Origin of the sequence: Mesorhizobium sp. WSM4884 (assembly GCF_029625675.1) — a bacterium.
Taxonomy (GTDB): Bacteria; Pseudomonadota; Alphaproteobacteria; order Rhizobiales; family Rhizobiaceae; genus Mesorhizobium.
This window is the reverse complement of sequence record NZ_JARTVO010000004.1, coordinates 363,510-388,501: the sequence shown is the minus strand read 5'-3', so window position 1 is coordinate 388,501 and position 24,992 is coordinate 363,510. Positions and strand designations below refer to the sequence as shown.

25 protein-coding genes are annotated in these 24,992 nt (G+C 62.3%); 17 read left to right on the top strand and 8 right to left on the bottom strand.

Annotation, left to right across the window (positions count from 1 at the left end; translation table 11 throughout):
- Positions 1-8 precede the first annotated feature (8 nt).
- Both P9236_RS09295 and P9236_RS09290 read right to left on the bottom strand, forming a co-directional pair.
- Complete coding sequence (locus P9236_RS09295) at positions 9-4,349, bottom strand: cytochrome P450 (protein WP_278074309.1); 4,341 nt, start codon at positions 4,347-4,349, stop codon at positions 9-11.
- Between the two features lie 119 nt (positions 4,350-4,468).
- Entirely contained in the window at positions 4,469-6,250 is a 1,782-nt protein-coding gene (locus P9236_RS09290) for an adenylate/guanylate cyclase domain-containing protein (RefSeq protein ID WP_278074308.1), read from the bottom strand.
- 405 nt (positions 6,251-6,655) lie between these two features.
- On the opposite strand from P9236_RS09290, the gene P9236_RS09285 reads away from it, so the two are divergent.
- Both P9236_RS09285 and P9236_RS09280 read left to right on the top strand, forming a co-directional pair.
- A complete protein-coding gene (locus P9236_RS09285) occupies positions 6,656-6,910 on the top strand; it encodes a PepSY domain-containing protein (protein ID WP_278074307.1) in 255 nt (84 codons plus the stop codon).
- Positions 6,911-6,993: 83 nt separating this feature from the next.
- A complete protein-coding gene (locus P9236_RS09280; RefSeq protein WP_278074306.1) occupies positions 6,994-7,743 on the top strand; it encodes a lysozyme inhibitor LprI family protein in 750 nt (249 codons plus the stop codon).
- Between the two features lie 73 nt (positions 7,744-7,816).
- Here P9236_RS09280 and P9236_RS09275 read toward each other — a convergent pair whose 3' ends face one another.
- Positions 7,817-9,694 (bottom strand): murein L,D-transpeptidase, encoded by a 1,878-nt coding sequence (locus P9236_RS09275; RefSeq protein ID WP_278074305.1) that lies wholly within the window; start codon positions 9,692-9,694, stop codon positions 7,817-7,819.
- A gap of 400 nt (positions 9,695-10,094) precedes the next feature.
- On the opposite strand from P9236_RS09275, the gene P9236_RS09270 reads away from it, so the two are divergent.
- Positions 10,095-10,496 (top strand): rhodanese-like domain-containing protein, encoded by a 402-nt coding sequence (locus tag P9236_RS09270; RefSeq protein ID WP_278074304.1) that lies wholly within the window; start codon positions 10,095-10,097, stop codon positions 10,494-10,496.
- 5 nt (positions 10,497-10,501) lie between these two features.
- Here the strand turns inward: P9236_RS09270 and P9236_RS09265 are convergent, their stop codons facing one another.
- Entirely contained in the window at positions 10,502-11,410 is a 909-nt protein-coding gene (locus tag P9236_RS09265) for an alpha/beta hydrolase (protein WP_278074303.1), read from the bottom strand.
- Positions 11,411-11,457: 47 nt separating this feature from the next.
- Between P9236_RS09265 and P9236_RS09260 the strand changes: the two genes are divergently transcribed.
- Positions 11,458-11,910: a MarR family transcriptional regulator gene (locus tag P9236_RS09260; protein WP_278074302.1), complete on the top strand. Its 453-nt coding sequence runs from the start codon at positions 11,458-11,460 to the stop codon at positions 11,908-11,910.
- A 12-nt stretch (positions 11,911-11,922) separates the two neighbouring features.
- Here P9236_RS09260 and P9236_RS09255 read toward each other — a convergent pair whose 3' ends face one another.
- Entirely contained in the window at positions 11,923-12,534 is a 612-nt protein-coding gene (locus tag P9236_RS09255; protein WP_278074301.1) for a pyridoxamine 5'-phosphate oxidase family protein, read from the bottom strand.
- A 98-nt stretch (positions 12,535-12,632) separates the two neighbouring features.
- Entirely contained in the window at positions 12,633-12,986 is a 354-nt protein-coding gene (locus P9236_RS09250; protein ID WP_278074300.1) for a DUF971 domain-containing protein, read from the bottom strand.
- A 196-nt stretch (positions 12,987-13,182) separates the two neighbouring features.
- Here P9236_RS09250 and moaA point away from each other — a divergent pair, with 196 nt between their 5' ends.
- The 12 genes from moaA to P9236_RS09190 all read left to right on the top strand — a co-directional run bounded on the left by moaA (position 13,183) and on the right by P9236_RS09190 (position 22,259).
- On the top strand, positions 13,183-14,178 hold the full coding sequence (gene moaA, locus P9236_RS09245; RefSeq protein WP_278074299.1) for a GTP 3',8-cyclase MoaA: 996 nt from the start codon (positions 13,183-13,185) through the stop codon (positions 14,176-14,178).
- Positions 14,179-14,232: 54 nt separating this feature from the next.
- Positions 14,233-14,730 (top strand): hypothetical protein, encoded by a 498-nt coding sequence (locus P9236_RS09240; protein ID WP_278074297.1) that lies wholly within the window; start codon positions 14,233-14,235, stop codon positions 14,728-14,730.
- A gap of 112 nt (positions 14,731-14,842) precedes the next feature.
- A complete protein-coding gene (locus tag P9236_RS09235; RefSeq protein WP_278074296.1) occupies positions 14,843-15,202 on the top strand; it encodes a hypothetical protein in 360 nt (119 codons plus the stop codon).
- A 114-nt stretch (positions 15,203-15,316) separates the two neighbouring features.
- Positions 15,317-16,237, top strand: coding sequence for a DMT family transporter (locus P9236_RS09230; protein WP_278074295.1), 921 nt, complete (start codon positions 15,317-15,319; stop codon positions 16,235-16,237).
- Between the two features lie 5 nt (positions 16,238-16,242).
- Positions 16,243-16,875 carry a molybdenum cofactor guanylyltransferase MobA gene (mobA, locus tag P9236_RS09225; protein WP_278074294.1) on the top strand — a complete coding sequence of 211 codons (633 nt, stop codon included), beginning with the start codon at positions 16,243-16,245 and terminating at the stop codon, positions 16,873-16,875.
- Positions 16,872-17,387 (top strand): molybdopterin-guanine dinucleotide biosynthesis protein B, encoded by a 516-nt coding sequence (mobB, locus tag P9236_RS09220; RefSeq protein WP_278074292.1) that lies wholly within the window; start codon positions 16,872-16,874, stop codon positions 17,385-17,387. The genes mobA and mobB overlap by 4 nt, the downstream gene beginning before the upstream one ends.
- 152 nt (positions 17,388-17,539) lie before the next feature.
- Entirely contained in the window at positions 17,540-18,325 is a 786-nt protein-coding gene (locus tag P9236_RS09215; RefSeq protein ID WP_278074290.1) for an ABC transporter substrate-binding protein, read from the top strand.
- Between the two features lie 78 nt (positions 18,326-18,403).
- Entirely contained in the window at positions 18,404-19,120 is a 717-nt protein-coding gene (locus P9236_RS09210) for an ABC transporter permease (protein ID WP_278074288.1), read from the top strand.
- Positions 19,117-19,941, top strand: coding sequence for an ABC transporter permease (locus tag P9236_RS09205; RefSeq protein ID WP_278074287.1), 825 nt, complete (start codon positions 19,117-19,119; stop codon positions 19,939-19,941). The genes P9236_RS09210 and P9236_RS09205 overlap by 4 nt, the downstream gene beginning before the upstream one ends.
- A 193-nt stretch (positions 19,942-20,134) precedes the next feature.
- The gene (locus P9236_RS09200) at positions 20,135-21,004 is read left to right on the top strand and encodes an NAD(P)-dependent oxidoreductase (RefSeq protein ID WP_278074285.1); all 870 of its coding nucleotides are present in this window, start codon (positions 20,135-20,137) and stop codon (positions 21,002-21,004) included.
- Positions 21,005-21,010: 6 nt separating this feature from the next.
- Positions 21,011-21,715, top strand: coding sequence for a DNA alkylation repair protein (locus tag P9236_RS09195; protein ID WP_278074284.1), 705 nt, complete (start codon positions 21,011-21,013; stop codon positions 21,713-21,715).
- Positions 21,675-22,259: a GNAT family N-acetyltransferase gene (locus tag P9236_RS09190; RefSeq protein WP_278074283.1), complete on the top strand. Its 585-nt coding sequence runs from the start codon at positions 21,675-21,677 to the stop codon at positions 22,257-22,259. The genes P9236_RS09195 and P9236_RS09190 overlap by 41 nt, the downstream gene beginning before the upstream one ends.
- Positions 22,260-22,307: 48 nt before the next feature.
- Here P9236_RS09190 and P9236_RS09185 read toward each other — a convergent pair whose 3' ends face one another.
- Positions 22,308-23,657 carry a hypothetical protein gene (locus tag P9236_RS09185; protein WP_278074282.1) on the bottom strand — a complete coding sequence of 450 codons (1,350 nt, stop codon included), beginning with the start codon at positions 23,655-23,657 and terminating at the stop codon, positions 22,308-22,310.
- Here P9236_RS09185 and P9236_RS09180 point away from each other — a divergent pair.
- Positions 23,656-24,465, top strand: coding sequence for a DUF3299 domain-containing protein (locus P9236_RS09180; protein ID WP_278074281.1), 810 nt, complete (start codon positions 23,656-23,658; stop codon positions 24,463-24,465). The genes P9236_RS09185 and P9236_RS09180 overlap by 2 nt on opposite strands.
- Before the next feature lie 22 nt (positions 24,466-24,487).
- Here the strand turns inward: P9236_RS09180 and P9236_RS09175 are convergent, their stop codons facing one another.
- Complete coding sequence (locus tag P9236_RS09175) at positions 24,488-24,979, bottom strand: Lrp/AsnC family transcriptional regulator (RefSeq protein ID WP_066992738.1); 492 nt, start codon at positions 24,977-24,979, stop codon at positions 24,488-24,490.
- Positions 24,980-24,992: the final 13 nt, after the last annotated feature.

Genomic DNA, 24,992 nt, shown 5'->3' with positions numbered 1-24,992 from the left:
CCCCCGAATCAGAGTCGCGAAATCAGGTAGCGCAGCGCGGACCGGCTCGGCATGAAGAAGTAGCCGCCGCCCTTCGTGGTAACGAATTGCGGCATGTTCTTGAGGACCGTGACCTTTTCCCATGACGGGATCGAGAACCGGCCATGGCTGCCTTCCTGCGTCCCGATCATCGGGTCCTTCTCGGCAACCAACCCCTGGAAAGAGGTGGACGAAACCCAGGTCTGCTGAATGAACTCGTATTGGCGCTCGATGTCGGCGTTGAGGCACATGAAGAGCAGACCTCTTTCGACCTTTCCACCCCTCGTCTTTTTCTCGTAGGTGCGACCGACGCGCAGGATGCGGTGGCGCTTGCCGATCTGGATCTGGGTCTCGCGATCCTCTCCCAGCGAATCGCGCGGGTTGGAGCGGCGTACATGGGAACCCAGAGGACAGTGATGTCCTTGCGGATCCTCGGCACCGAGCGCGAAATCATTGTCTATGGCACGGCCCGGGCGGTCAGGATTGCGCACCAGCGAACTGCCGTTCTGCCAGCGGCCGAGCATCTTGGCAGCAACCCAGTCCTGCGTGATGGCCGAGTTTTCCGTCTCGCCCGCAGCGCTCGCGGCAGCCTTGGCGCAATAGTCGTTGAAGCGATCGACATGCTGCTCGAACTGGCGCACGACGAGGAAGGAGCCGTTGCGGCCGAAGTCGCGCGGCGGCGGAGGCAGACCTGGAATCTGGCGGCTGCGGCGCACCTGCGACAGGATGCCGGTCTGGTCCTGTGAGGCCGAGACGGAAGGAGAGGCCGGATAAAAGCCGTGCTCGTCGCGGTAGCCGAACAGAAACTCGCCCGGCGCAACGAGATGCATCGGTGCGACACCTTTGTTGGCGCGCGACGTGCCCCGGACGACTGGCTGGGAAACGCCATCGACAAAGCCGAAGTGCTCATAGGCGCGCTCGCGCTGCGGCTTGCCGTCATGTTTGGTGGCGTTGCTAACGGCCTCGCCGTCCTTTTTTACAGCACGTGACGACGCGGGACCCTTCTTCGGCTCGCGATTCACGATGAGCGGCAGTTCGGCGACGATCGTCATTCCGGCGCCGGTCGTCTCTCGCTTCACGGCGGCTACGTCCGGCTCCAGTGTTTCTTCCGTCCTGGCGTAGCAGACCAGGACTGCGTCTATGCGCTTATCGAGCGAGCCCCAGTCCCATTTTTCCGGGCCATCGCCACCCATATCATCGAGGATACGGCTGCGCTCGGGGTTGCCCATGCCGTGCCTGAAGGCGATTGGGAAGGTTTCCAGCGGATCGTCGTCGACATTGCCCTGCAGGCCCAGGTGCCTCAGTCCGCAAGGGCCGAAGGCCACGATCATGGCCCGATCGGCCGGCACGCCGTCGCCGAAGGTCGTCCGCTTGAGCACGAAATCCAGCCACGCCTTGCGCGCCCCCGCCTGCAGATTGTCCGGCACCTGGATCGCCAGCATATGCCCTCTGGCAAGCGCACCCAACGGGCCGAAGAAGATGGTCTGGATCTCTCCGGTCTCCAGTTGCTGTTCGAGAGGTGTCGGGAAGGCGGAATTGATGTTGGCCAGCAGCGAGGTAGTCTTTTCAACCGTGGTCTTTTCGACCGCCGGCCGCTGCAGCGAACCGAACAGGCTCAGCCAGTCGCGAGCCTCATTGCCGACAGCTGATGCAATGCCGCGCCTTATCCGGGAGTTGATGCGGATACGCCTGGTGTTGAGGTCAGGATAGGCCGAGTACCAGAACAGCGTCGGCACCTGTTGGCGCCGTGCCCAGCGCTTGAAGCGGTCGCCGTCGCGCGCGCCGTCGAGAAACAGCCAGCGCGTGCGCGGATAACCCTTGGTGTTGCTCCAAACGCCGGTCAAGCCAGGCGCCGCCTTGGCTATGAAGTCCTCGAGATAACTTTCCCAGCTGCCGCCGTAGTTGGAGAAGAACATCAGCTTGTCGGTGCCGGGCAGCAATATCCAACGGGCGAAATGAATGGTGTTGATGGTGTTGAGAAAGCCCGGCCTGAACGCTTTCTGCGCCCCTATCGAGATCAGGTAAAAGGAAAGCCTGAGCGCCAGGCGTCTCAAGGTGCCGGCCTTCATCGTCGAAATCGCGGTCAGATTGTTTTGCGCCGCACGGTCCTCCTTGGCGAGGATCTCTTTGAGGGTAGATATGTCGATCGATGTGGTCTCCGGGCGATCCTTGTCCTCCAGGTATCGCAGCGCCCAGAAGCAGAGCCCAAGCAGGAGCGCAGCGGATGCCAGTATTCCAAGCGCGCTCAGCAACAGCGAGATACCGACGATGAAGGTGCTGCGCAGGCTGAACCCGACCGGATTTTCGAACACTTTCGCATAAGTCAGCCAGGCGCAGCCGAGCCAGAGCGCGATAACGCTCGCAAATACAGGCGGCGCAAGGAACGTCGAGCCAAATGCTCGACGCCAACTGCCCGGCGGCCTCTCCAGCAAACTTTCGGCCGGTTCGAATGCCCAAGAAAACGTTTCCAGCAACCGCAAATGCTGGCGCGCCTCGGCGAGCACTGCGGGAGCATCGCCTATGCCGCTGCGCGGTCGCTCGACGACGCCCCGGACCGCTTCGAACAGATCCTGCTCAGCCTTGATGCGTTGGACCGAGTGTCCCGGAGTTCCGGAAAAGACCAGCCCTGCCGCGCTGCCGAAAGAGGGCGATATTTCGATGTGACGCTTCTTCAGGAAACCCTCCAGCGAGCCACCGTCCCGCAAGCCGCACGCGTCCCTGAAGATCGGCCGCAGCCGGTGGCCCATGGCCTGCGTGATGGCGCCGATGACGTCATCGGTGCTGCCGTCGCCGGAGATCTCGAACACAAGTGCCCCGGTCTCCAGGCCCGATTTCTCGTCCTTGCCGGTGGCGGCGACGGCTAGGCTGGTGAAATGAATCGTGCCGACCCTGTTGAGCGCGTCTTTGATCTCGTCGATGGCCGGATTGCCTAGGGCGTCGACCTTGCTGCGCACGACATCCAGCGGCACGGCGCGGTTGATCGGGCAGACCACCGTCACCATCGACTGGGCGACCGTGCGGCAAAGCGGCGAGCGCTCGAAATCGACCTTGAGGCTCGCCGGATACGCGCCGATATAGCCCAATTTGCCGGCCCGGCCCCGGACGCGATCGAGCATCGGCTTGCTGAACAGGGCGCGAACGCATTCGCCGATCTGGATGCGGGCAATCTCGGCACCGATGCACAAGTGGATGCCGTGGCCGAAAACCATGTAGTCGCGATGCGGCCGCGACGTGTCAAACTCGTTTGGCCGCTGTACGATTTCCGGATCGAACATGGCCGACAGTGTCGCCGGCATCACGACCGTTCCGGCCTTGACCAGACGTTCGCGGCGCGTGCCCTGGCCGATGACCGCGTCGCGCCTGGTGTAGCGCCAGGGTCCGATCCAGATCGGCTTGAAGCGCATGGCTTCGAGTATCGCCCGGTCGAGCCTGTCGATGCTGTTTTCGGCAAGCGCCGCATCGACGGCCTGCCGGGCATCGGCACGCGACAGGATCACGTCCAGGCAATTACCTCCGGCGAGCACGTTGGTCGGGACGAAGCCGGCGATCATGCCGAGCATGATGGAGTGTATGTCGGGCAGCGACAGGCGTTTCTGATCGAGCTGGGCGACCAGCCGCGCCAGCGGCCGGTCGTCTTTTTCCCGCCGGTTCCTGATCGCGGCGATCGAACGATCGATGACCTTGATCAGGCGATCGCCGCCGACGACCGCAAGCTGGCGCGTGGTGGCGTCGGCCAACGGATCGGAGAAGAAAAGCGCGCTGAGCGCGATCGACCAGTCGGCGAATTCGGTCTCGTCGTCGATATCGAGGCCGAAATAGTCGCGGCAGATGCGCACCGGCACGATCTTCATCAATCCGGCGACGGCATCAAAGCCGGGGCTGGCACGGGTCATGATGGCGCGCGAATGGCGCTCGGCAATCGGCCTGACGGTGGCTTCGACTTCCGACGGCGGAAAGGCGCTGAGCACGGCGGACTTCATCTGCCGGTAGGCGCCACTGTCCTGCATGCCGAGGATGAAGTTCGATCCCCTCGCCAACTCGGTCATTTCCGGCCCGTAAGGCGTTTCGAACTCGTCGCCGCGCTCCAGTATGTCGCGGACGTCTACCCCTTTGGTGACGAGTAGAAACCTGCGGCCGAAGGCGAGGTTCGGATGGAAGCGCCGCAGCAAGGCCAGCCACCAACGCGGATGATCCTCCATGAGGAACTTGGCTATGCGTGCGGACAGCCCCTTCTTGCGCAGCCGCTCGATGTCGAACGGCGGCATTGCCGACACGGGGCCTTGCTTTTTCTGGGCCTCGCGTATGCCTTTGAAATACTTCCACTTGATCATGCGCGTTCGAGCCCCCCGGCTGTCCACATCATCGAGATGCCGGCGACCTCATGGCCTAGGTTTGCTTCGGTCCGGCGTATGTGATTTTTTTCACAGTCGTCCGTGTTCGATCCCAGCGATCATGCAATGGACTTGGCCCGATCGAAATTCGCGATCAGGAAGTTGTTCTTCGCGGGATCGACGAACGGTATCCAGCGAATCCTCTGCTCGGAGAAATCCGGATGCCTGGTCGCGAAAATGGCGAGTTCCCGTTCGGCCTCGTCGCGGCGGCCGCTCCGTATCAAGGCGCCGATTTTGAGGAACCTGGCATAGAAATAGCCCGGCGAAAGATTGAGCGAGCGGTCGGCAACGGCAATTGCCGCCGGCCAGTCTTCGACGAAGCAGTATGCAGCAGCCAGTTCCCCCAGATTATGGAAGCGGTAGAGGTCGAAGGGACTCAGCCGCTCGGTATCGAGGAAGTACGGGATTGCGCCGGCGGCATCGCCGAGCAGCAGGTGGGCGCTGCCCATCGCTGAGCGCGCGAAGGCAAAGCTCGGATTGATGTGGATCGCCTCAGTGAGATGCTCGGCGGCCGACGCCGGCCGGCCGCGCATGATGTCGGCAGCGCCGAGATAGGCGTGCGGCCGCGCGTCGAGGCTGTCCATCAGAAGCGCCTTGCGCGCGAACGCCTCGACCTTGTCTAGGTCGTCGCTGTCGCCGAAGCGGAGCCAAGCCCGCCAGAAATACCACCATGCCAACTCGTTCAGCACGGCGCTGGAATTCGGATCTTCCTGATAGGCCTTGTCGAAGAATTCGAGGGCGATCTCAGTGTCTTTGCGCGTGCGCCTGTTCATGTGCCAGCGGCCGCGGCGCACCAGTTGCCAGGTCTCGAGGCTCTCCCACGGTACCTGGAAAGTGCGCACCTGCTCGGCCCGGTCGACTTCCTTGTCGAGAATCGAAACGATCTCGCTGCCAACCTGGTCGCGCAGGCTGAAGATGTCGACCAGGTCGCGGTCGAAGCGCTGCGACCAGACGAGGCGCCCGTTCGACGTATCGGTGAGCGAGGCATTGAGCCGTATCTGACCGCTATTGCGCGCCAGCGTGCCGCCGACGATGTAGCGCGCGCCAAGCGCATTGCCGATCAGCCTGGTTCCGAGGCTGTCGTCACGGAACTGGAAACTGGATCCTTTGGCGATCACCGAAAGCCAGCGGGTGTTGGACAGGCCGTAGATGATATCCTCGGCAATGCCGTCGGCCATGTAGCCGACATCAGGCTCGCTTCCGTCGCCCTGGAACGGCAGCACCGCGATTGCCGGCGGTCCCTTTGAGAACGGTCTGTAATGCCCGGGAGCAGCAGGGATTGCGGCCAGGGGAGCCGCCATCGCCGCACCGTTGCCGCCGCGCCCGGCGATAAGGACGCGCACCGGCAAGGCGATGTTCTTCAGCATGAACTCGCCGAGGTCGGTAAAGGCCGCCGTCGTCTTGTCCTTCACGTGGTGCCAGGTCGTCTCCGAAATGGCGAGACCGTCATGCGGGGCGAATTCCTGAAGCCGGGCGGCGATGTTGACGTCGTCGCCGTAGAGACGACCCTCACGGACGATGACGTCGCCGGTGTTGATCCCGGCCCGGAATGGCATGCGCATCTCCTCGCCCACCGAGGCATTGAGCGCCATGATCCGATCTTGGAAATCGAAGGCCGCGCGCAAGGCTTCGATCGGATTGCCGAATTCGGCCATGATGCTGTCGCCGGCAACGCCGAATGTGCGACCGCCGAAGGCGCCGCAGCTGTCGGTGATGATATCGCGCCTTTCCTCGAAGGCCGCGACGGCGCGTTCGTCGTCGATGCCCATCAGCCGCGAAAAGCCCACGGCGTCGATAGAAATGATTGTCGCAAGCTGACGGGTATAGTTCCGTTCAGCCATGGTTGAGCCCTCGGTCCCTGTTTTCGGTCCAGAACAGGCGACTTCCGCTCTCAAAACACTTCGCCGTTTGCCAACGGAAAATCCTCGGCAGGCTCGGCGCGCCGTTGCCACCCTGTCGGGAACTTTAACAGGCTCTTGCCAAAAGCTCTACCACGAACAGCTAATGGAACGCGTCTTCGGTCCGATCCATGGTTAGCCGTTTATTACCTGAGGAACCAGGTCGCGGAACCTTCCTTACATATTGGAATCTCTTGGCTTTGATTATTTCAGCTTTCGCGAATGAAGGTGCCGCTGGTTGCGGCGAAACGAGTGTGGAGCAAGGCGTTGTTGCCCTGTGGCGGAACCAACAGGCCGGGATCCGAGTTTTCCAGCGCACTTGTGCCAACACGAGATTGAGGGGCAGTCATGCGCACTGTTGTTTTGGCAAGCGGTATCGCGTTTTTCCTTGTCGGCGGGTCGGCTTTCGCGGCCGAGCAGACGTTGCCGCCGCAAAATGCCAAGAAGCTCTCTGAAATCGTCGCCAAGGTCGAGAAGCGGAACGACTTCCAATATGTGAAGGAGGTCGACTGGAGCAGTGACGGCTATACCGTAACCTATTACACGACCGACAAGGCCAAGGTCGAAATCACCTATGATCCGCTGACCGGCGAGCCGAAGTAAGCGTGGTGCTTGCTGTCAGCCATTCCATCCGGACGGCTTCCTGCATAGACTGATGCTTCGAAAGCCGCACGGCGGAGGAGAATGTGCGTTTCTCGATCAGGGTGGTTTTCTGGCTCGCCCCGGCGTCGGTCCTGGGCACGTTGATCCTGAGCCTATCGACCTCGGAGCCGGCGCGCGCAGACGGGCCGTCCTTCGACTGCCGGAAGGCTGAGCTGCCCGCCGAGAAGGCGATATGCGCAGACCCGCAATTGTCGGCCATCGATGCGCTTGTCACCAAGGCGTTCAGCAGTTTCGAACCCGCCTTCGGCGGCGACAAGCGCAAGATCGCCAGACAGCTGATCGCGGACCGGAATGCCTGCAAGGCAGAGGCTGCCTGCATCGTCAGCGCCCAGAACAATGCGCTGCAGACCTATGGCACGGTGCCTTCCTGGGTTGAGGAGTACAACATTGCCCTGATCGACAAAAAGGCGCTCGACCTGGCGGCGCGGGCGCCCAAGCCGGCCGATCAGCCCCTCCCCTCGTCGATCGGCGGATGCGGCATCACCCATATCGCGACGCTGACGACAAGACTGGGCGACGATCCGCTTGCAACCGCCGGTCCGGAAGCCGGAAGCGCTGCGACATTCACGAATGGCGGAACCGCGGTGTCCTACGACCGCGAGCCGGGACTGGCGAGCTCCAAAGTCGGCGATCCGGTCGTCATGTGTCTGATCTCGATCCCGCGCGACTGTCCGCAAGGCGATCTGCGCGGCAGGGTCTATTACGGCGTCGATCTGGCCGGAAAGGGCACATGGACCCTGCCCGATTCGCAGCATCTATGCGGCGGCGCCTGAAGACCCTGCCGCAACGCCGGGCAGGCGCATCTTTCGCAGGGCGCGATGCCGGCTTTTAGCGCCCATCAATCGCTCAGCTTGACGGCGTGCGCACGGCTTCGGTCGCGTCCAGCGCCTGCATCAGTTTCGAATCGCGATCGTAGACGTCGTCGAAATACTCGACCTTGCCGGACATGTCCGGCCAGGCGGTGAAATAGGCGACGTAGACCGGGATGACGCGCGTGACATTCTCCGTCGAATGGCCGTGCTTCAGCTTCTCGGCGATATCGTCGACGGAAGTGCCGAGCACCGCGGCCGCCATGCCGCGTGGGTCCTGCAGGCGGATGCAGCCGTGGCTCAACGCGCGCACGTCGCGTTCGAAGAACGACTTCTGCGGCGTATCATGCATGTAGATGGCGTGCTTGTTGGGGAAGAGGATCTTCAACTCGCCAAGCGCATTGGCCTCGCTCGGCTGCTGGCGCACGCTGTACGGGATTTTGGCGCCGTAAGCGCCCCAGTCGACCGCGGCCGAGGGAATTTGCCTGCCGCTGGAATCCGTCACCTCATAGCCGGCGCGATCGAGATAGCCCGGATCGCTGCGCAGTCTCGGTAGCATCTCGTTGACGATGATCGACTGCGGCACACCCCAATAAGGGTGGAAATCGACCTGCTTGATCTGATTGTAGAAGAAGGCGGTCTGGTTGGTGACCTTGCCGATGACCACGCGGGTCTTCAGCTTTTCCTCGCCATTGTCGATATAGCTCGCCGTGAATGCAGGCTGGTTGATGAAGACACGCGGACTGCCGAGGTCGGAGGGGAGCCAGCGCAACTCTTCGAGCGCGACCCTGACCTTCCCGATCTTGTCGGCCTTGGATGTTCCGGCAAGCGAAGCGACGGTGCGCGGGCCGATGACGCCGTCGCCCTTCATGCCAGCCCGCTGCTGCACCGCCTTGATCACCGGCACCAGTTCGGGATCGTAAATCTCGCTCTTGCCGAGCCTGGCAAGGACCTCGCCATAGTCGCCGCCCATCTCGTCATCGAGATTGCGGGCAATCAGCGTCAAAAGCTTGGGCAGTTCCGGGCTGCTTTCGCCGGGCTTGAGCAGCAGCGCCGGATCGACGACGATCTCGTTCTCCTCGCTGGCCTGGAGCGACTCCAATTCGACACGCAGCGCCTGGTATTCCGGGTTCTGCGGGTGCCGCGATTCGAGATAGGTGCGCACCTCCTGCGTGTGCGCCAGCGTCTTCAGCACGCCTTCGAGATCGAGCGGCTTGGCCGGGAAATCGTAATAGCCGGTCATGCGGTTCGGGTCGACGCGGCCGCTCTGGGCGTCATGGGCATAGCGCAGCACGCGCGCCGACAAGGCCATCTCGAAGCGGACCAGTTCCTTGGTTCGCTCTTCGGGCGTCGCGGAAGCCGTGGTCGCCGGAACATCGACGGAGTAGTCGGCAGGCGTCAGGCCGTAGCTCGCAGCCTCGCCAAGCACCCGCACGGCATCCTGCGCCCTGCTGTTGGGTGCATCCCCCGTCACCCAGACGAAATCCGGATTGGCCGAGTAATAGGCGATCAGCGCCTTGGCGATATCGGGTTCGGCAAAGAGTTCATAGTCGCTCAGGCCCGCCAGCGCATCGCGAAACACGCTTCCGGTCACGGACGGCACAAAGGCTGCGTCCTGCGCGGTCGCCGGTTGCGGAACCGGCAGCAGCGACTTGAAGTCGACGCGCACGAGCTTGTCGGCCCTGTAGGTGTTGTAGGTCGGGCTGCTGATTCTGGCGCTGCCTCCGCCGCCGGCGCCGGGCAGCATCTTGCGCAGCTTCGGCGGCGGCGGAAACTCTCCTTGGGGGCTACGCCGAATGCCGCCGCCGAACAGCATGTCGAACAGGCCCTGCGCGCTCGCCGGCTGCTGCCCGAAGGCGAGTGCCGCCGCGATCGCGATCGGCATGACTGCCTTTTTGTTCCCGAGGATTTTCATACTTCACCCGCACCGGTTGAACCGGTTTCCCGTTCCGCGCCGCTAGACGGTCCCGCCCTCCGCATGGCGGATGTAAGGCGCGACTATACCGATTCATACTGATTTCGTTAAGCTTCCATAAATTTCCACGGCCGTGTTGCAGAACAGTTTCACATCCTTGTGAGACTTAAAACGAGCAGGCCGTTCCAAGTGTTCCGACACTCGGGGACAATCAGGCGTGGCGTTGCCGATAGGCGAAAAAGTCACATAGGTACGGGCAACGTTTCGAGTGGACTGTCGTCAAGCAGGAATCACCGGCGGATTCGACGGCCGCCCTGTGCGGCACGGCCAAGACGTGACAAACCACGGTCTTTGTGATCGAAATTCCGGCGGCCTCGAGCCACAGCCTGGAGGATGTGCAGTGAAGAAGGGATATCGCGAACTTCTCGACGAGGCGAATGCCGAGATCGAGGTCGTGTCGCCCGAGGAAGCCGCCGGGCTGCTGGAGGATGACGGCACGATCTTCGTCGATCTGCGCGACCCCCGCGAAGTCGAGCGTGACGGCAAGATCCCCGGCGCCAAGCATGTGACGCGCGGCATGCTCGAATTCTGGATCGACCCCGAAAGCCCCTATCACAAGCCGTTCTTCGCTTCGGGAAAGACATTCGTCTTCTTCTGCGCCGGCGGCTGGCGCTCGGCGCTGGCTACCAAGACGGCGCAGGACATGGGCCTTACGCCGGTCAAGCACATCCTTGGCGGCTACACCGCCTGGAAGGCCGCCGGCCTGCCGGTCGAGCCTAGTCAGAAGAAGAAAGCCGACTGATCCGATTAGTGCAGCGTCGACTCGCACTGCTCCGTCACGAAGCCCACGGCGCGCGCGACGATATCCTTGTCGGCAAGGATGCGGCGGTGGCCAAGCCCTTCGGCCCAATGCAGGCGAACATGATCGCCGGCTCCCGCATATCGCCTTGCGTGATCGGCATGGACTTCGCGGTCGTCCGGCGCATGGATGACGAGCGTCGGCACCGGCGCCTCGGCAAGCTGGCGATCACCGGTGAATTCGCTGAGCGGCCGACCCGACAGATGCTTCACCCGATCCGCCATGGCGACCCGGGAGCGCGGCCCGACATTCATCATCCGACTAAAGTCGTCGAAGATCGCCGGCAAGGAACTCGGAGCCGCGATCAGCACGAGCTTTGAGGCCGAGAGCGGCGGCACGTCCTTGACCGATGCCGCGACCGCGTTGGCAGCGATCGCACCACCGAAGGAATGGCCGACCACGGCCGCAAATGGGCCGAACCATTCGCCGGCTACTCGCGCCGCATCAACCGCGTTCACCATGTTGAGATGGCGGCCGAGCGAGTGGCCATGCCCGGGCAGGTCGAGCGAGACGACCTTGTAGCCGGCGCCGCGAAACCCTTCGATCAGTGCGCGCATATATTCGGTGCGCGAGCGCCAGCCATGGATGACGAGCACCGTGCCGCAGGAACGTCTGCCCGGCTCCGGCCGGAACTCGTGCACCGCAACGCAGTCCGTCTTCGTCTTCAGCCTGTGATGGCGCGCCTCGGCCATGAAGCCGGCAGCGCGCTCGACGGCGCGGCGCTCGCCATCGCTCAAGGATTTGACGTTTGGCGTGCGACAGAACAATTCGAACGCGGCGCGGCCGCTGAGACGCGGGGCGACACGCTCGGCCGCACCAAAGACGCCCCGGATGACCTTCAACCCAAATGATGCCATAGTGGCGGTCCATCCATTCGTTCAAGCATGAACATAATAGTTCAAAGATGAACATTAAGCAAGAGCTGCCCTGGGACAATCCGCGCTTTCGCAACTGGGTTGCGGTGGCGCGCGCCTGCCACGTGCTGGAGCGCACGCTGGCGGTAAAACTCGCCCCGCTCGATCTCAAGCCGGCGCAGCTCGACGTGCTGATGAACCTCTACCGCCACCCCGGCATGTCGCAGCACGACCTAGCCCGCAAGCTCTTGGTCGGCCGCTCCAATATCACCATGCTGTTGCCGCAGTTGGAAGCCCGCGGCCTGCTGCGCCGCGAGGGCGACGAGAAGGACAAGCGCGTGCTGCGGCTGAACCTCACCGAGGCCGGCGAGGCTCTGCTGATGCAGGCGCTGAAAGTGCACATGGCGCTGATCGAGAAGGCTATGAGCCAGTCGACGCCGGAACAGTGCGACATGATCGGCGAGCAGATGCGCAAGATCGCCGAGGTGCTGAAGGAAGCCTGAACGGCGATTTCCTTACCACATCGTCTTTTTCGCCCGCTCAGGCCACTCCCTGTCGTAGGTTTCGCCGTCGATGTTCTTGCGGCTCGTGATCTCGAGGATTTGCCCGGGCGTCGGCAGCGACTTCGGATCGACATGCTTTGCCGGATTCCAGAGCTCCGAGCGCACGATGGCGCGGGCACACTGAAAATAGACGGTGTCGACCGAAATGACGGTGACCGACCGGGCCGGCTTGCCGTCGACGGTAAAGGAGGCGCAAAGCTCCGCGTCGGTGGTGACATGGGCGCGACCGTTGACGCGCAGCGTAGTGCCGGAGCCTGGCACTAGGAACAGCAGCCCGACGCGCGGGTCGCGAATGATGTTCTTCAGCGAATCGGCGCGGTTGTTGCCGCGCCTGTCGGGCATAATCAGCGTCTTCTTATCGACGAGGCGCACGAAGCCGGCGAGATCGCCGCGCGGCGAACAGTCCAGCCCTTCCGGTCCGCTGGTCGCCAGCGCTACGAAGGGCGAGGCCTCGATGAAGGCGGCATATTCGGGAATCACATGGTCGAGCTCCTTGACGATCGAAGCCTCGCCGGGCAGCCCGTAAAGGGCCTCGAGCTGTTCGACCGAAGTGATGAGCGCCATCTTTTTCGCCTCCTGACCTTTTGCCGGCGCTACTCCACTTCAATGACGCCTTGACGACAGCCGGTCACTCGAAATTCGACGTCCACCACCCTGCCAGGCTAGCGATCGCGGCTGAGCCCCTTCTCGGCAAGCTCGGCGAGATAGGCATCCCAGCGCTCGTCCTTCTCATGCCCGAGCGTATGAAGATAGTTCCAGGTGAATATGCCGGTGTCGTGGAAATCGTCGAAGGTGATGCGCACCGCGTAATTGCCGACCGGCTCGATCTTGAGGATCGCCACGTTGCGCTTGCCGGGCACGGTCACCCGCTGTTCGGGCGAATGGCCTTGCACCTCCGCCGAGGGCGAGGCAACGCGCAATAACTCCGCCGGCAATTCGAACGGCTGATGTCCGGGAAAGGTGACGGTGAGCAGTTTGCGGTCTTTCGAGACCCTCAGTTCCTTCGGCGCGGTCATGTCTTGGTCCTGCTTTAGCTTCCCCATTCCCTACGCCGCTTCGCGCGGTGCGGAAAGGCCATAGAAGGCAGCCGACACGCAATGTCGGTCGGGAGATGTTACCAAAGATCAAGACCTTCTATCTTGAATGCGGAACCGGATCGTATCACATAGCGATATATTACGACGCCGCTCAGGCTACGGGAAACGCTTGCAAATGGACATGATCGACCCCTTCGGTCGCACGATCAGCTATCTGCGCGTGTCGGTTACCGACCGCTGCGATTTCCGCTGCACCTATTGCATGGCCGAGGACATGACCTTCCTGCCTAAGAAGGATCTGCTCTCGCTCGAGGAGCTCGACCGGCTCTGCAGCGTCTTCGTCGAAAAGGGCGTGAGGAAGCTCAGGTTGACCGGCGGTGAACCGCTGGTGCGCAAGAACATCATGCATCTGGTTCGCCAGCTGTCGCGCCATCTGGAGAGCGGCGCCCTTGAAGAGCTGACGCTCACCACCAACGGCTCGCAGCTTTCGCGCTTTGCCGCCGAGCTCGCCGATTGTGGGGTCAAGCGCATCAACGTCTCGCTCGACACGCTGGACGCAGACAAATTCCGCCAGATCACCCGCTGGGGCAATCTCGCCAAGGTCATGGAAGGCATCGACGCCGCGCAGGCCGCAGGGCTTCAGGTCAAGCTCAACGCCGTGGCGCTGCGCGACTTCAACGACACCGAAATCCCCGAGATGCTGCGTTGGGCGCACGGCCGCGGCATGGATTTGACTGTGATCGAGACCATGCCGATGGGCGAGATCGACGCCGATCGCACCGACCAGTACCTGCCCCTGTCGCTGCTGCGCGCCGCGCTCGAGCGCCAGTTCACGCTGACCGACATCCCTTACAAGACCGGCGGCCCTGCCCGCTATGTCCATGTCGCCGAGACCGGCGGCAGGCTCGGCTTCATCACGCCGATGACGCATAATTTCTGCGAGAGCTGCAACCGCGTGAGACTGACCTGCACTGGTACGCTCTACATGTGCCTCGGCCAGGAGGATGCCGCCGACCTGAGGGCGCCGTTGCGCGCCTCCGAAAGCAACGAGCTGGTCGGCGAGGCCATAGACGAGGCAATCGGGCGCAAGCCGAAGGGCCACGATTTCGTCATCGACCGCCGCACAAGCCGCCCATCGGTGTCACGCCATATGAGCGTCACCGGCGGCTGATTTTTTCTCCGATTTGGTGCAAGATCACCCTCGGTCACTGACCTTGGGGGCACCATGAAAGGTCTTCACCTTACCCGGCGCGCGCCTCTGGCGATCGCTCTGTCGTCCTTGCTGACGATCGTCACGACCGCTGCCGTCGCCAAGCCATTCACCTACGTCAATGCGCGTTTTGGCACCTCCTGCACCTTTCCCGACGAAATATTCAGCATAACCGAAGCCGAGCCGGAGAATGGCGACGGGCAGCAATGGAGCGCGCCCGACGGCGCCAGCCTGACCTGCTCCGGCATCTACAACATCGATAACGACACGCCGAAGGGCTTCGTCGCCGACGAAAAGGCCAACACCGGGCCGGGCTACGAGATCACCTACAACAAGACCGGCAAGAACTGGGCGGTGCTTTCCGGCATCAAGGGCGACAAGGTCTTTTACGAACGGCGCCTGTTCGGAAAGGACGGCGTCATTCGCAGCGTCTGGATCGAATATCCTTCATCGCTCAAGGCGAAATACGATCCGCTGACAGGCGCCATCGCGACCAGTCTGCGCGGCCCTTGAGGCATATGCGACGCGCTGAAAATAAACCCGCCGCGCCGCCCCACGCCTGATTTACCGTCGGTCCGTTCCGGCCTAGCCTCCGGACGCGATTTTCGCATCCAGGGGGATTCTCATGCGCAAATTGATCCTTACACTTGCAATGCTTGGCGTTGCTTCGGTGCCGGCCGCCGCCCAGTCGATCGGCGGTACCTACACGGTTTCCGGCACCAATTTCGACGGCTCGTCTTACGGCGGTGAGGCAACCATCACGCTCACCAGCGAGACGACCTGCACCATCCATTGGGAAACCGGCAGCTCGACCTCGGACGGCATCTGCATGCGCAACGACAATGCCTTTTCGGCGGGCTACGTGATGGGCAAGGAAATCGGCCTCGTCGTCTACAAGGTGGAGGACGACGGCTCGCTGCACGGGCTCTGGACCATCGCCGGCAAGGACGGCAACGGCACCGAGACGCTGACGCCCAAGAAATAGGGCGCTGTTTTCCTGCAAGCCGGGCCACGACCGATGCCGTGGCCCATTTCTTTGACGTTGCTGTTTCCCGCTTGGCTGCTAGAGGCTTGATCCAAAGAACAATTGGAAACGCCTTTGCCTCTTTCGCCCAATCTTCGCGGCGCGCTGTTCATGGTCGTGGCCATGGTCGGCTTCACGCTCAACGACGCGATCACCAAGTTTTCCTCCGAATCGATGAACATGGCGCAGGTCATGCTCGTGCGCGGCGCCTTCGCCTCGCTCTTTGTCGGCCTGCTTGCCTGGCATCGCGGCGCACTTGCCAATCCCGGCGCGATGCTGCAGCCGATGGTGGCCGTGCGCGTCGCCGGCGAGGCCGGCGCCACGGTCTCCTTCCTCGTTGCTTTGGCGCACCTGCCGATCGCCAATGTCTCGGCCGTGCTGCAGGCGCTGCCGCTTGCGGTGACGATGGGAGCCGCGCTTTTCTTCGGCGAAGGCGTCGGCTGGCGGCGTTGGCTGGCAATCGCTGTCGGCTTTGCCGGTGTGCTGATCATCGTGCGGCCGGGTTTCGAGGGTTTTAGCGCCTATTCGCTGCTGGCACTGACGAGCGTTGCCTGCTGCGCCGTGCGCGACCTCGCCACCAAGCGCATCCCGCAGGCGATCCCGACCATGCTGGTGTCGGCGGCAACGGCGCTGGCCATGACGGTGCTCGGCGCGTTGCTGCTGTCGCCGATGGGCGGCTGGACGCCGATGAGCGGCAAGGCAACCGCGCTGCTGGCGCTAGCGGCAGTGCTGGTGCTCATCGGCTACCAGTTCATCATCATGGCGATGCGCTCAGGCGATATCTCCTTCATAGCGCCGTTCCGCTACACCGCGTTGCTGTGGTCGATCCTGCTCGGCCTCGTCATCTTCGGCGACATTCCCGACCTGCCGATGATTGTCGGCGCCGCTATCATCATCGGCTCCGGGCTCTACGCGCTCTATCGCGAGCGTGTCGTCGGCCGGCGGCAGCCTGCCGCCGAAAGCACTGGACCCGACATGGCGCCGGACGGCATATAGGCCAGATGGACCGAAGCGTCGCGGGCATCATCCTTGCGGGAGGCCAGTCGCGCCGGATGGGCGGCGGCGACAAGCCCCTGCTTTCGTTGGGCAAAGCCAGGGTAATCGACCATGTCGCCGCCCGTCTTAGATCGCAAGTCGGCACGCTGGCGCTCAATGCCAATGGCGACCCGGCAAGATTTGCGGGTACGGACCTGCCGGTGCTCGAAGATTCCGTACAGGGCTATGCCGGCCCGCTGGCCGGCATCCTCACGGGCCTCGAATGGGCGGCGACGAACACGGCCTGCCGGTCGCTTGCGAGTGCGGCAGGCGACACGCCGTTCTTCCCCGGCGATCTCGTCGATCGATTGGCCGCTGCCGCGGGCGAACGGCCGGGCGCGATCGCTGTCGCCAGTTCCGACGGCAGATGGCATCCGACTTTCGCCCTCTGGCCGCTTGGCCTCGCTGATGCCTTGCGCCATTTCCTGGTCGACGAGGACAACCGCCGGGTTTCCGCCTTCATGGAGCGGCACGGTTTTGTCGAGGTGGAGTTTCCGATGATCGAGGCCGAAGGCCGGCGGATCGACCCGTTCTTCAACATCAATACCCCGGACGATCTTGCGAAGGCCGAAAGTCTGTTGCAAAGCCTCCAGCCATGAGACGCGTATTCGGCATCACCGGCTGGAAGAATTCCGGCAAGACGACACTGACCGAGAAGCTGGTTGCCGAACTGGTGCGCCGTGGCTGGACCGTCTCGACGGTGAAGCACGCCCATCATGACTTCGACATCGACAAGCCTGATACGGACTCCTTCCGCCACCGCCAAGCCGGCGCCATGGAGGTCGCGATCGTCTCCGGCCGGCGCTGGGCGCTGATGCACGAGCTGCGCGATGAGGACGAGCCGAAGCTGGACGAAATCCTGGCGCGGCTGGCGCCTTGTGACATCGTGCTCGTCGAAGGCTACAAGCGCGAGGCGCACAAGAAGATCGAGGCAAGACGGCTCGACGCCAAGGACCGGACGCCGCTTTCGATCAACGACCCAAACATCGTCGCCATCGCCGCCGACTTTCCGGTCGAAGGCGAAAACCTGCCTGTCTTCGACCTCGACGATACGAAATCGATAGCCGACTTTATCGAGCGCGCGACCGGGCTCATCGCAAAAGGCGAGTAACGCAACGGCACGCGGTGATTGTCGTTTGCTGTTGATTTGCAGTTGCTTTTTTCTTCGAAAGAGTGGGAGTATCTCGCCCGGCGGGCGGTCAAGAAAGCACCGCCCACAAGAGCCGCATGGGACAGCGGCCATGACAATATGAGAGGATCATCATGCGTATTGCACTGCGTATCGCGCTCGCCGCTTCGGCCGCGCTGCTGACACTTGGCGTTGCCCAGGCTCAGGAAAAGACCCTGAGGATCGGCACCGAAGGCGCGTACCCGCCCTTCAACAATCTGACCTCGGACGGCCAACTGGTCGGCTTCGACATCGATATCGCCAAGGCTCTCTGCGACGAAATGAAGGTGAAGTGCACCTTCGTCGCGCAGGACTGGGACGGCATCATTCCGGCGCTCCAGGCCGGCAAATTCGACGCCATCGTAGCCTCGATGTCGATCACGCCCGAGCGCCAGGAAAAGGTCGACTTCACGCACAAATACTACAACACGCCCTCGGCGATCGCCGTGCCGAAGGATTCGCCGCTCAAGGGCGTGACCAAAGCGGACCTCGCCGGCAAGTCGATCGGCGTCGCTACCACGACCACGCATTTCAACTATGCCTCGAAGACCTACACGGACAGCACGATCAAGGGCTATCCGAGCAGCCCCGAGGAGCAAGCCGATCTTGCCAACGGTCGCCTCGACGCCATCGAGGACGATATCGTCGTGCTGCAGCAGTGGCTGGATTCGCCCGACGGCGCCTGCTGCAAGATCCTCGGCCAGCCCTCGCCGCAGCCGGTCGAGATTTTCGGACCCGGCGCCGGCATTGCCGTGCGCAAGGGCGAAACCGATCTGGTCAACAAGCTGAATTCCGCGATCGACACCATCCGCAAGAACGGAAAGTACAAGGAAATCAACGACAAGTACTTCAAGTTCGACGTCTACGGCGCCGAGTCCTGATCATTGCGCTCGGGGCGGTGAGGAAGACCTCACCGCCCTCCCTTCATTCCGGGATCGCCACGGAGACACGCCCCGCCAATGCCGGCCCAAAGCATTTGGACACTTCTCAGTTGGGGCCCCGATGGCTGGAGTGACGACATCGCCTCCGGCGTGCTGGTCACGATTGCGCTGGCGCTCGCCACGCTCCCGATCGGCCTGGTGATCGGTTTTTTCGTCGCCTTCGCCAAACAGTCCCAGGAACCGTCACTGCGGCTCGCGGCCAACATCTACACGACGGTCTTTCGCGGCCTGCCCGAACTGGTGACGCTATTCCTGTTCTTCTTCGGCATGCCCCTGCTGCTGCAATATGTCGTGCGCCTGTTCGAACCCGAGGCGGCAGTCGACGTGAACAGCTTCATTGCCGGCATGATCGTGCTGTCGCTGATCTTCTCGTCCTACGCGAGCGAGGTCTTTCTTTCCGCCTTTCGCGCCATTCCCAAGGGCCAGTATGAGGGCGGCTACGCCATTGGCCTTTCGAAATGGCAGACGATGCGCCTGGTGATCCTGCCGCAACTGCTGCGCATCGCTTTCCCGGGCCTCGAGAATTGCTGGCTCAGCCTGCTCAAGGACACCTCGCTGGTGTCGGTCGTCAACCTCGCCGAAACCTTGCGCAATGCCGGCGTCGCGGCCCGCGTCACCAAGCATTCCTTCCTCTTCTACAGCGTCGCGGCGCTGGTCTTCCTGGTGCTCGCCATCCTGTCGTCTATCGCGACCGGCTATATTCTGCGTTCGCTCGGGCGGAGGGAGGCGCGATGAGCGTCAGCCAGGCTATCGCCGTCGATAGACCGCCGCCACAGGCGCGCGGCTGGCCGCGCGCCCGCATCGTTGGCTACGCGCTGGTCGGCGTGTGGATCCTCTTCGGCTTCGGCATCGTGGCCTATCTCGTCCACGCCTGGAATGCGGAGTTCTTCGCCAGATACGCGCCGGCTTATCTGCAGGGGCTGGGAACCACCCTGTCGCTGGTGACCATTTCGATGGTGACTGGCGCGATCCTGTCGCTGCCCGTCGCCTACGGACGCATGTCGAAAAACAGGATCTTGTCCGGTCTCGCCTATTGCTACGTCTATTTCTTCCGCGGCACGCCGCTGCTGGTGCAAACCTATCTGGTCTACTACGGCGTCGGGTCCTTCCGGCCTGAGCTCGAAACGGTCGGGCTGTGGTGGTTTTTCCGCGAAGCCTTCTACTGCGGCGTCTTTGCCTTCTCGCTCAACACCGCCGCCTACCAGGCCGAAATCCTGCGCGGCGCCATCGAAAGCGTGCCCAGGGGCCAGTGGGAAGGCGCCGCATCGCTCGGCCTGCACAAGCTGCTAACGCTGCGCAAGGTCATCATGCCGCAGGCGATCATCGTGGCGTTGCGGCCTTACGGCAACGAGCTCATTCTGATGATCAAGGCTTCGGCCATCGTCGCCATCATCACCGTCTACGACCTGATGGGGAATGCGAAGCTCGCCTACGCAAAATCCTTCGACATCCAGGCCTATATCTGGGTGGCGATCGTCTATCTGGTGCTGGTCGAGATCCTGCGCCACGGCGTCGAATGGATCGAGCGCCGGATCACCATTCACCTCAAACGATAGAGCGCCCGAGCAATTCCAGGAAAAGTGCGTAGCGGTTTTCCATCCGGAATTGCGTAAAGGCAATATTAGAACGGCTCTCTGAGCTGAACCGCTCTGGCTCGCCTGCACCAGTCGATGCGGCTCCGCGTGTCTTGACGAATTTTTCGCATGGCCTAGACCTTCCGCCACTGAATCTCTGTTGGAAGGCAGGCTTATGGCATCGGTTGCATTTCTCGGTCTTGGCGTCATGGGCTATCCGATGGCCGGGCACCTCAGGAACAAAGGCGGCCACGACGTCACCGTCTATAACCGCACCACGGCGAAAGCCGAGCAGTGGGTCTCCCAGCATGGCGGCAAGCTGGCGCTGACGCCGGCCGAAGCGGCCGCGGGCAAGGACTTCGTCTTCTCCTGCGTCGGCAATGACGACGACCTGCGCTCGGTGACGACGGGCGCCAGGGGCGCCTTCGCCGCGATGAAGAAGGGCTCCGTTTTCATCGACAACACAACTGCCTCGGCCGAAGTAGCGCGTGAACTTGCCGAGGCCGCTGAAAAGGCCGGCTTTTCCTTCCTCGACGCGCCGGTGTCGGGCGGTCAGGCCGGCGCCGAGAACGGCGTGCTGACGGTGATGGTCGGCGGCGAGCGGTCGGCCTTCGACAAGGCAAAACCGGTCATCGACGCCTTTGCCCGCATGGTCGGGCTGATGGGACCGGCGGGCGCCGGTCAGCTCACCAAGATGATCAACCAGATCGCCATTGCCGGCCTCGTCCAGGGATTGGCCGAAGGCATCCATTTCGGCAAGAGGGCCGGTCTCGATATCGAGAAGGTCATCGAGGTGATCTCCAAGGGCGCTGCCGGCTCCTGGCAGATGGAAAACCGCCACAAGACGATGAACGCCGGGAAATATGATTTCGGCTTTGCCGTCGACTGGATGCGCAAGGATCTCGGCATCTGCCTGGCCGAGGCCAACCGCAACGGCGCCAAGCTGCCGGTGACGGCGCTGATCGACCAGTTCTACAAGGACGTTCAGGACATGGGTGGCCGGCGCTGGGACACGTCCTCGCTGCTGGCTCGTCTGGAAAAATAGGCGACGATGGCCCTGCCCGATTCGAGCTGGAGCGCCGACGACATCGTCGCCCATTTGCGCTCGATCGGCACGAAGAAAAACCTGGCCGGCATGGCGCGGTTCGGCATCAACACCGCGACCGCACTTGGCATCGGCAATTCCGATTTGCGGCCGCTGGCGCGCAAGCTGAAGAAGAACCACGAACGGTCGCTGCTTCTCTGGCACACCGGCATCCGCGAGGCGCGGCTGATGGCCGCCTTCACAGGCGAGCCGAAGAAGCTCGACATCGGCCAGTGCCGGCGCTGGGCCGCCGACTTCGACAGCTGGGAGATCGTCGACACTGTCGCCGACCTGTTTGCCGAAACACCGTTCTGGCGCGAGCTGATCGAGGAATTCGCCCAGGATGAACGCGAGTTCGTCCGCCGCACCGCCTTTGCCATGCTGGCCTGGGGCACGGTGCATCTGAAAAAGGAGCCGGACGCGACCTTCCTTGCCTATCTGCCGCTGGTCGAGAAGCATGCGGGTGACCCGCGCAACTTCGTTCGCAAGGCGGTCAACTGGGCGCTGCGGCAGATCGGCAAGCGGTCGATGGCGCTGCATGCCCCTGCCCTTGCGTTGGCCGAGAAACTGGCGGCATCGTCCGACAAGACGGCGCGCTGGATCGGCAAGGACGCTGTCAAGGAATTGACGGATGCCAAACAGCTCGAACGGCTCGCCGCCCGAAGAACTTGACCTCGCCTCCATCCGCTTCATCGAGGTGACGCGGGAAACGCGCGGCCGTTTCGAAACCTTGTTCGAGCAGCCTGGCGCGCCGAAATATTGCTGGTGCATGGCTTGGCGCCATTCCAGCCGCGAGCACATTGAGAACGACGAGAAGAAGCGCATGATGATGGCGCTGATCGAGGCAGGCACGCCGGTCGGCCTCGTCGCCGAGATCGACGGCAAGATGGTCGGTTGGTGCTCGGTCGCGCCGCGCGAGACTTACCGCAAGCTTTCCAAGCGGCAGGACGACGGCGAGACAGGCGTCTGGTCGATCGTCTGCTTCTATGTCCCAAGCGTTTTGCGCGGTGGCGGCTTGGCTTCGGCCTTGCTGGACGCAGCCATCAAGCACGCCTTTGCCAAAGGCGCGCGCGTGGTCGAAGCCTATCCTGTCGACGAGGCTGCCCCGAGCTATCGCTTCATGGGTTTCCGCGACATGTTCGCGGCCCGCGGCTTCAAAGAGGTTGGCACTGCGGGCGCTCGCCGGCATGTGATGCGGCTTATGCCTAACAGGTGATTGGATGCCCTTGATGCCATTTGCTACCGCGCAAGGAAATGCCGGTTGCTATCGCCGCAGGTCATGAACCCCGAGCTCTTTCCACATCCACCCGAAGCTGTAGGTTGTCATCGGATGCGTCGGATCGGGCTGCTTGGCAGTCTGGTTTTCGAGATATTTCAGCCAATCGGCGACTTTTTGGCGACCGGCTGCGGTTTTGGCAGCCTGACGCGGCGTCTGGTTCCCCAACATTTTGACCGGCTGATCGAGCGTTTCCAGGTAGTGCCGATCCAAGTGTTCGTGGATGCTCTGCTCGGCGACTTCCCGCCGGATGTCCGATGGCGATGTTTTGGCACCTTTACGTGGCTGTTCGGCTTTCATCTGCTCGACAGTGCGGATTTCTGTTAGGGGTGTCCTGATAAGATCGCCGAGAGCCTGCTGGATCAAACCAGTCCCTCTTGCCGCCCGAGCTGCGGAATTGGCCGAAAGATGTAGGAAACGGCCCTTCAACTCGACATTACCCAGCACAAGCGGACCGTTGTCCATCGTGGTATCTATGGCAGGACCTGTCGCTGCTTTTGATTTGTCCCTGCCTTTCGGCGTCTCTTCCAGCCAGTTCCAGAATTTCGCGTCCGCCTGCGACAAGGCTGGAATATCGTTCAATCGGGCTGCGATGTCCTCCTGTTTCACCCCCGCTGCAAGCGGAAAGCGGGCGTTGTGGAATACGATTTCGTCACCATCGGTGTTTTGTAGCCGAGGCCCCGCCATCCTTCCAAGAGTGTCGAACAACCATGAGAGCGTGAACATGAATGCGGCAGCCTGCAGCTCGTCATCTTTGATGGCCGGTAGCTTTTTCGCATTTCTTTTGCCGAACAGGCCCCGCAGCCCGTCGAACAATGTTTCGGTGGCTTGCGGGGTAAAGGGCAACACACCCCCGGCCATGACGTTCTTACCCATGACAGGTACGATCCGCGCGGCAAGCCTGTCCCACTGCATCAAAGTCTTGGTGGCGGTACCCTCGCTGACCGCGATCGGCTCGCCGCCGCGGATAAGGTCGCGCGCCATAAAGGACGTGCCCGGAACGACGTCGCTCACCTCATACAAACTCATGACGGAGGTGCGCAGCGCCACCATATAGGCCTTTGAATGCGCCCTCTCCTTCCAACCTCGGCGCCTCAGATATTCATCGACGGTGTTGCTGGGTTCGCCCTCGAAATCTTGCGTCAGGAAATCCTCGAAAACGCAACCCCAGAGGGCATTCGTCCAGTGGTCGCCGAGGACTTCGGCGAGGTCTTCAAACTCCCCTTCGCCCTCGAGGATGGGGCCGAAATGTTCGTTGAAAACTTCTTCGAAGCATTCACGCCATTCGTCCCGCGCTAGAAACTTCATCAGCCCGCTGAGATCGTGGCTGGTCGGCATGAACATTCTCCGGTTTCTTGCCCCCGGCGCGACGCGTTCGCCGCCATTGTTTGTCGGTTATTTTCAGCGCCACTCCCGCGACCAGGCAAGCCCTCGGCGACGATTTCCCGGTGTTTCTTCCATTGCGACTTTCCGCCGGAGCGTTTCTGCGGCGCCCATCAATTCCATGCAGCCCAAAAATGCTGCAGAGATCACGGCAGATTTACTCGCTCGCAATCGCGAACCGGCCACAATGGAGCCAATGAAAAACCCTCTCAAAGCAGGCACAATCATCGCAGCGGCACTTGGTCTTGCCGTTAGTCAGGCCTCGGCAGAAACCGCGCACATCTTCTGGAAGGATCTGCGCCCGGCGACGCAGGCAGTCGCCGCGGACGCCAACCTGCCGATGATCGCGGCGAAACTGCCCGATCATGGCGAGACGCTGTCGCTCGATTTGCAGGACAAAACCATTCAATTGGCCGGCTATGCATTGCCGGTCGATCGCGATGGCGACCTCGTCTACCAGTTCCTGCTGGTGCCTTGGACCGGCGCCTGCAGCCACATGCCGACGCCGCCGCCGAACCAGATCGTGCTGGTGACACCTGCGCATCCCTACAAGCTGGCGGAGGCCTACCAGCCGGTCTCCGTGACCGGCGTGCTGAAGCCCGGTTTGGAGAAGAGCCAGCTCTTCATCCTGGATGGCGTCCTGATCGTCCAGTCCGGCTACACGGTGCGCAAGGCCGAAGTGGCCGGCGTCGAGAACGTGCCGGACGCCGTCACGCTGCCGGTCAACTCGCCGTGGAATTTCCTCAACAAAAAGAAGAACTAAGTTCTATCGTTTCGGGCAGCGCTTACGCCGCGTTCGCACCCGATTCCTTGTCCAGGATCATGTAGTCGAGCGGAATTTCCGTCGTGTACTTGATCTGCTCCATGGCGAAGGACGACGACACGTCGCGGATCTCGATCTTGGCGATTAGCCGCTTGTAGAAGGCGTCGTAGGCGGCAATGTCGGGCACCACCACGCGCAGCAGATAATCGACGTCGCCGCTCATGCGGTAGAACTCGACCACTTCCGGAAATTCCTGGATGACCTCGGAGAAGCGCCGCAGCCATTCATGGCTGTGCGAATTGGTGCGGATCGACACGAAGACGGTGACGCGCACATTGACCTTCTCGTGGTCGAGAATGGCGACACGCCGCTTGATGACGCCCTCTTCCTCGAGCTTCTGGATGCGCCGCCAGCAAGGTGTGGTCGACAGGCCGACTTTCTTGGCGACATCGGCGACCGCAAGTGTCGCGTCCTCCTGCAGGAGGCGGAGAATTTTTCGGTCAAGGCGGTCCATCGGGAGAACTCCA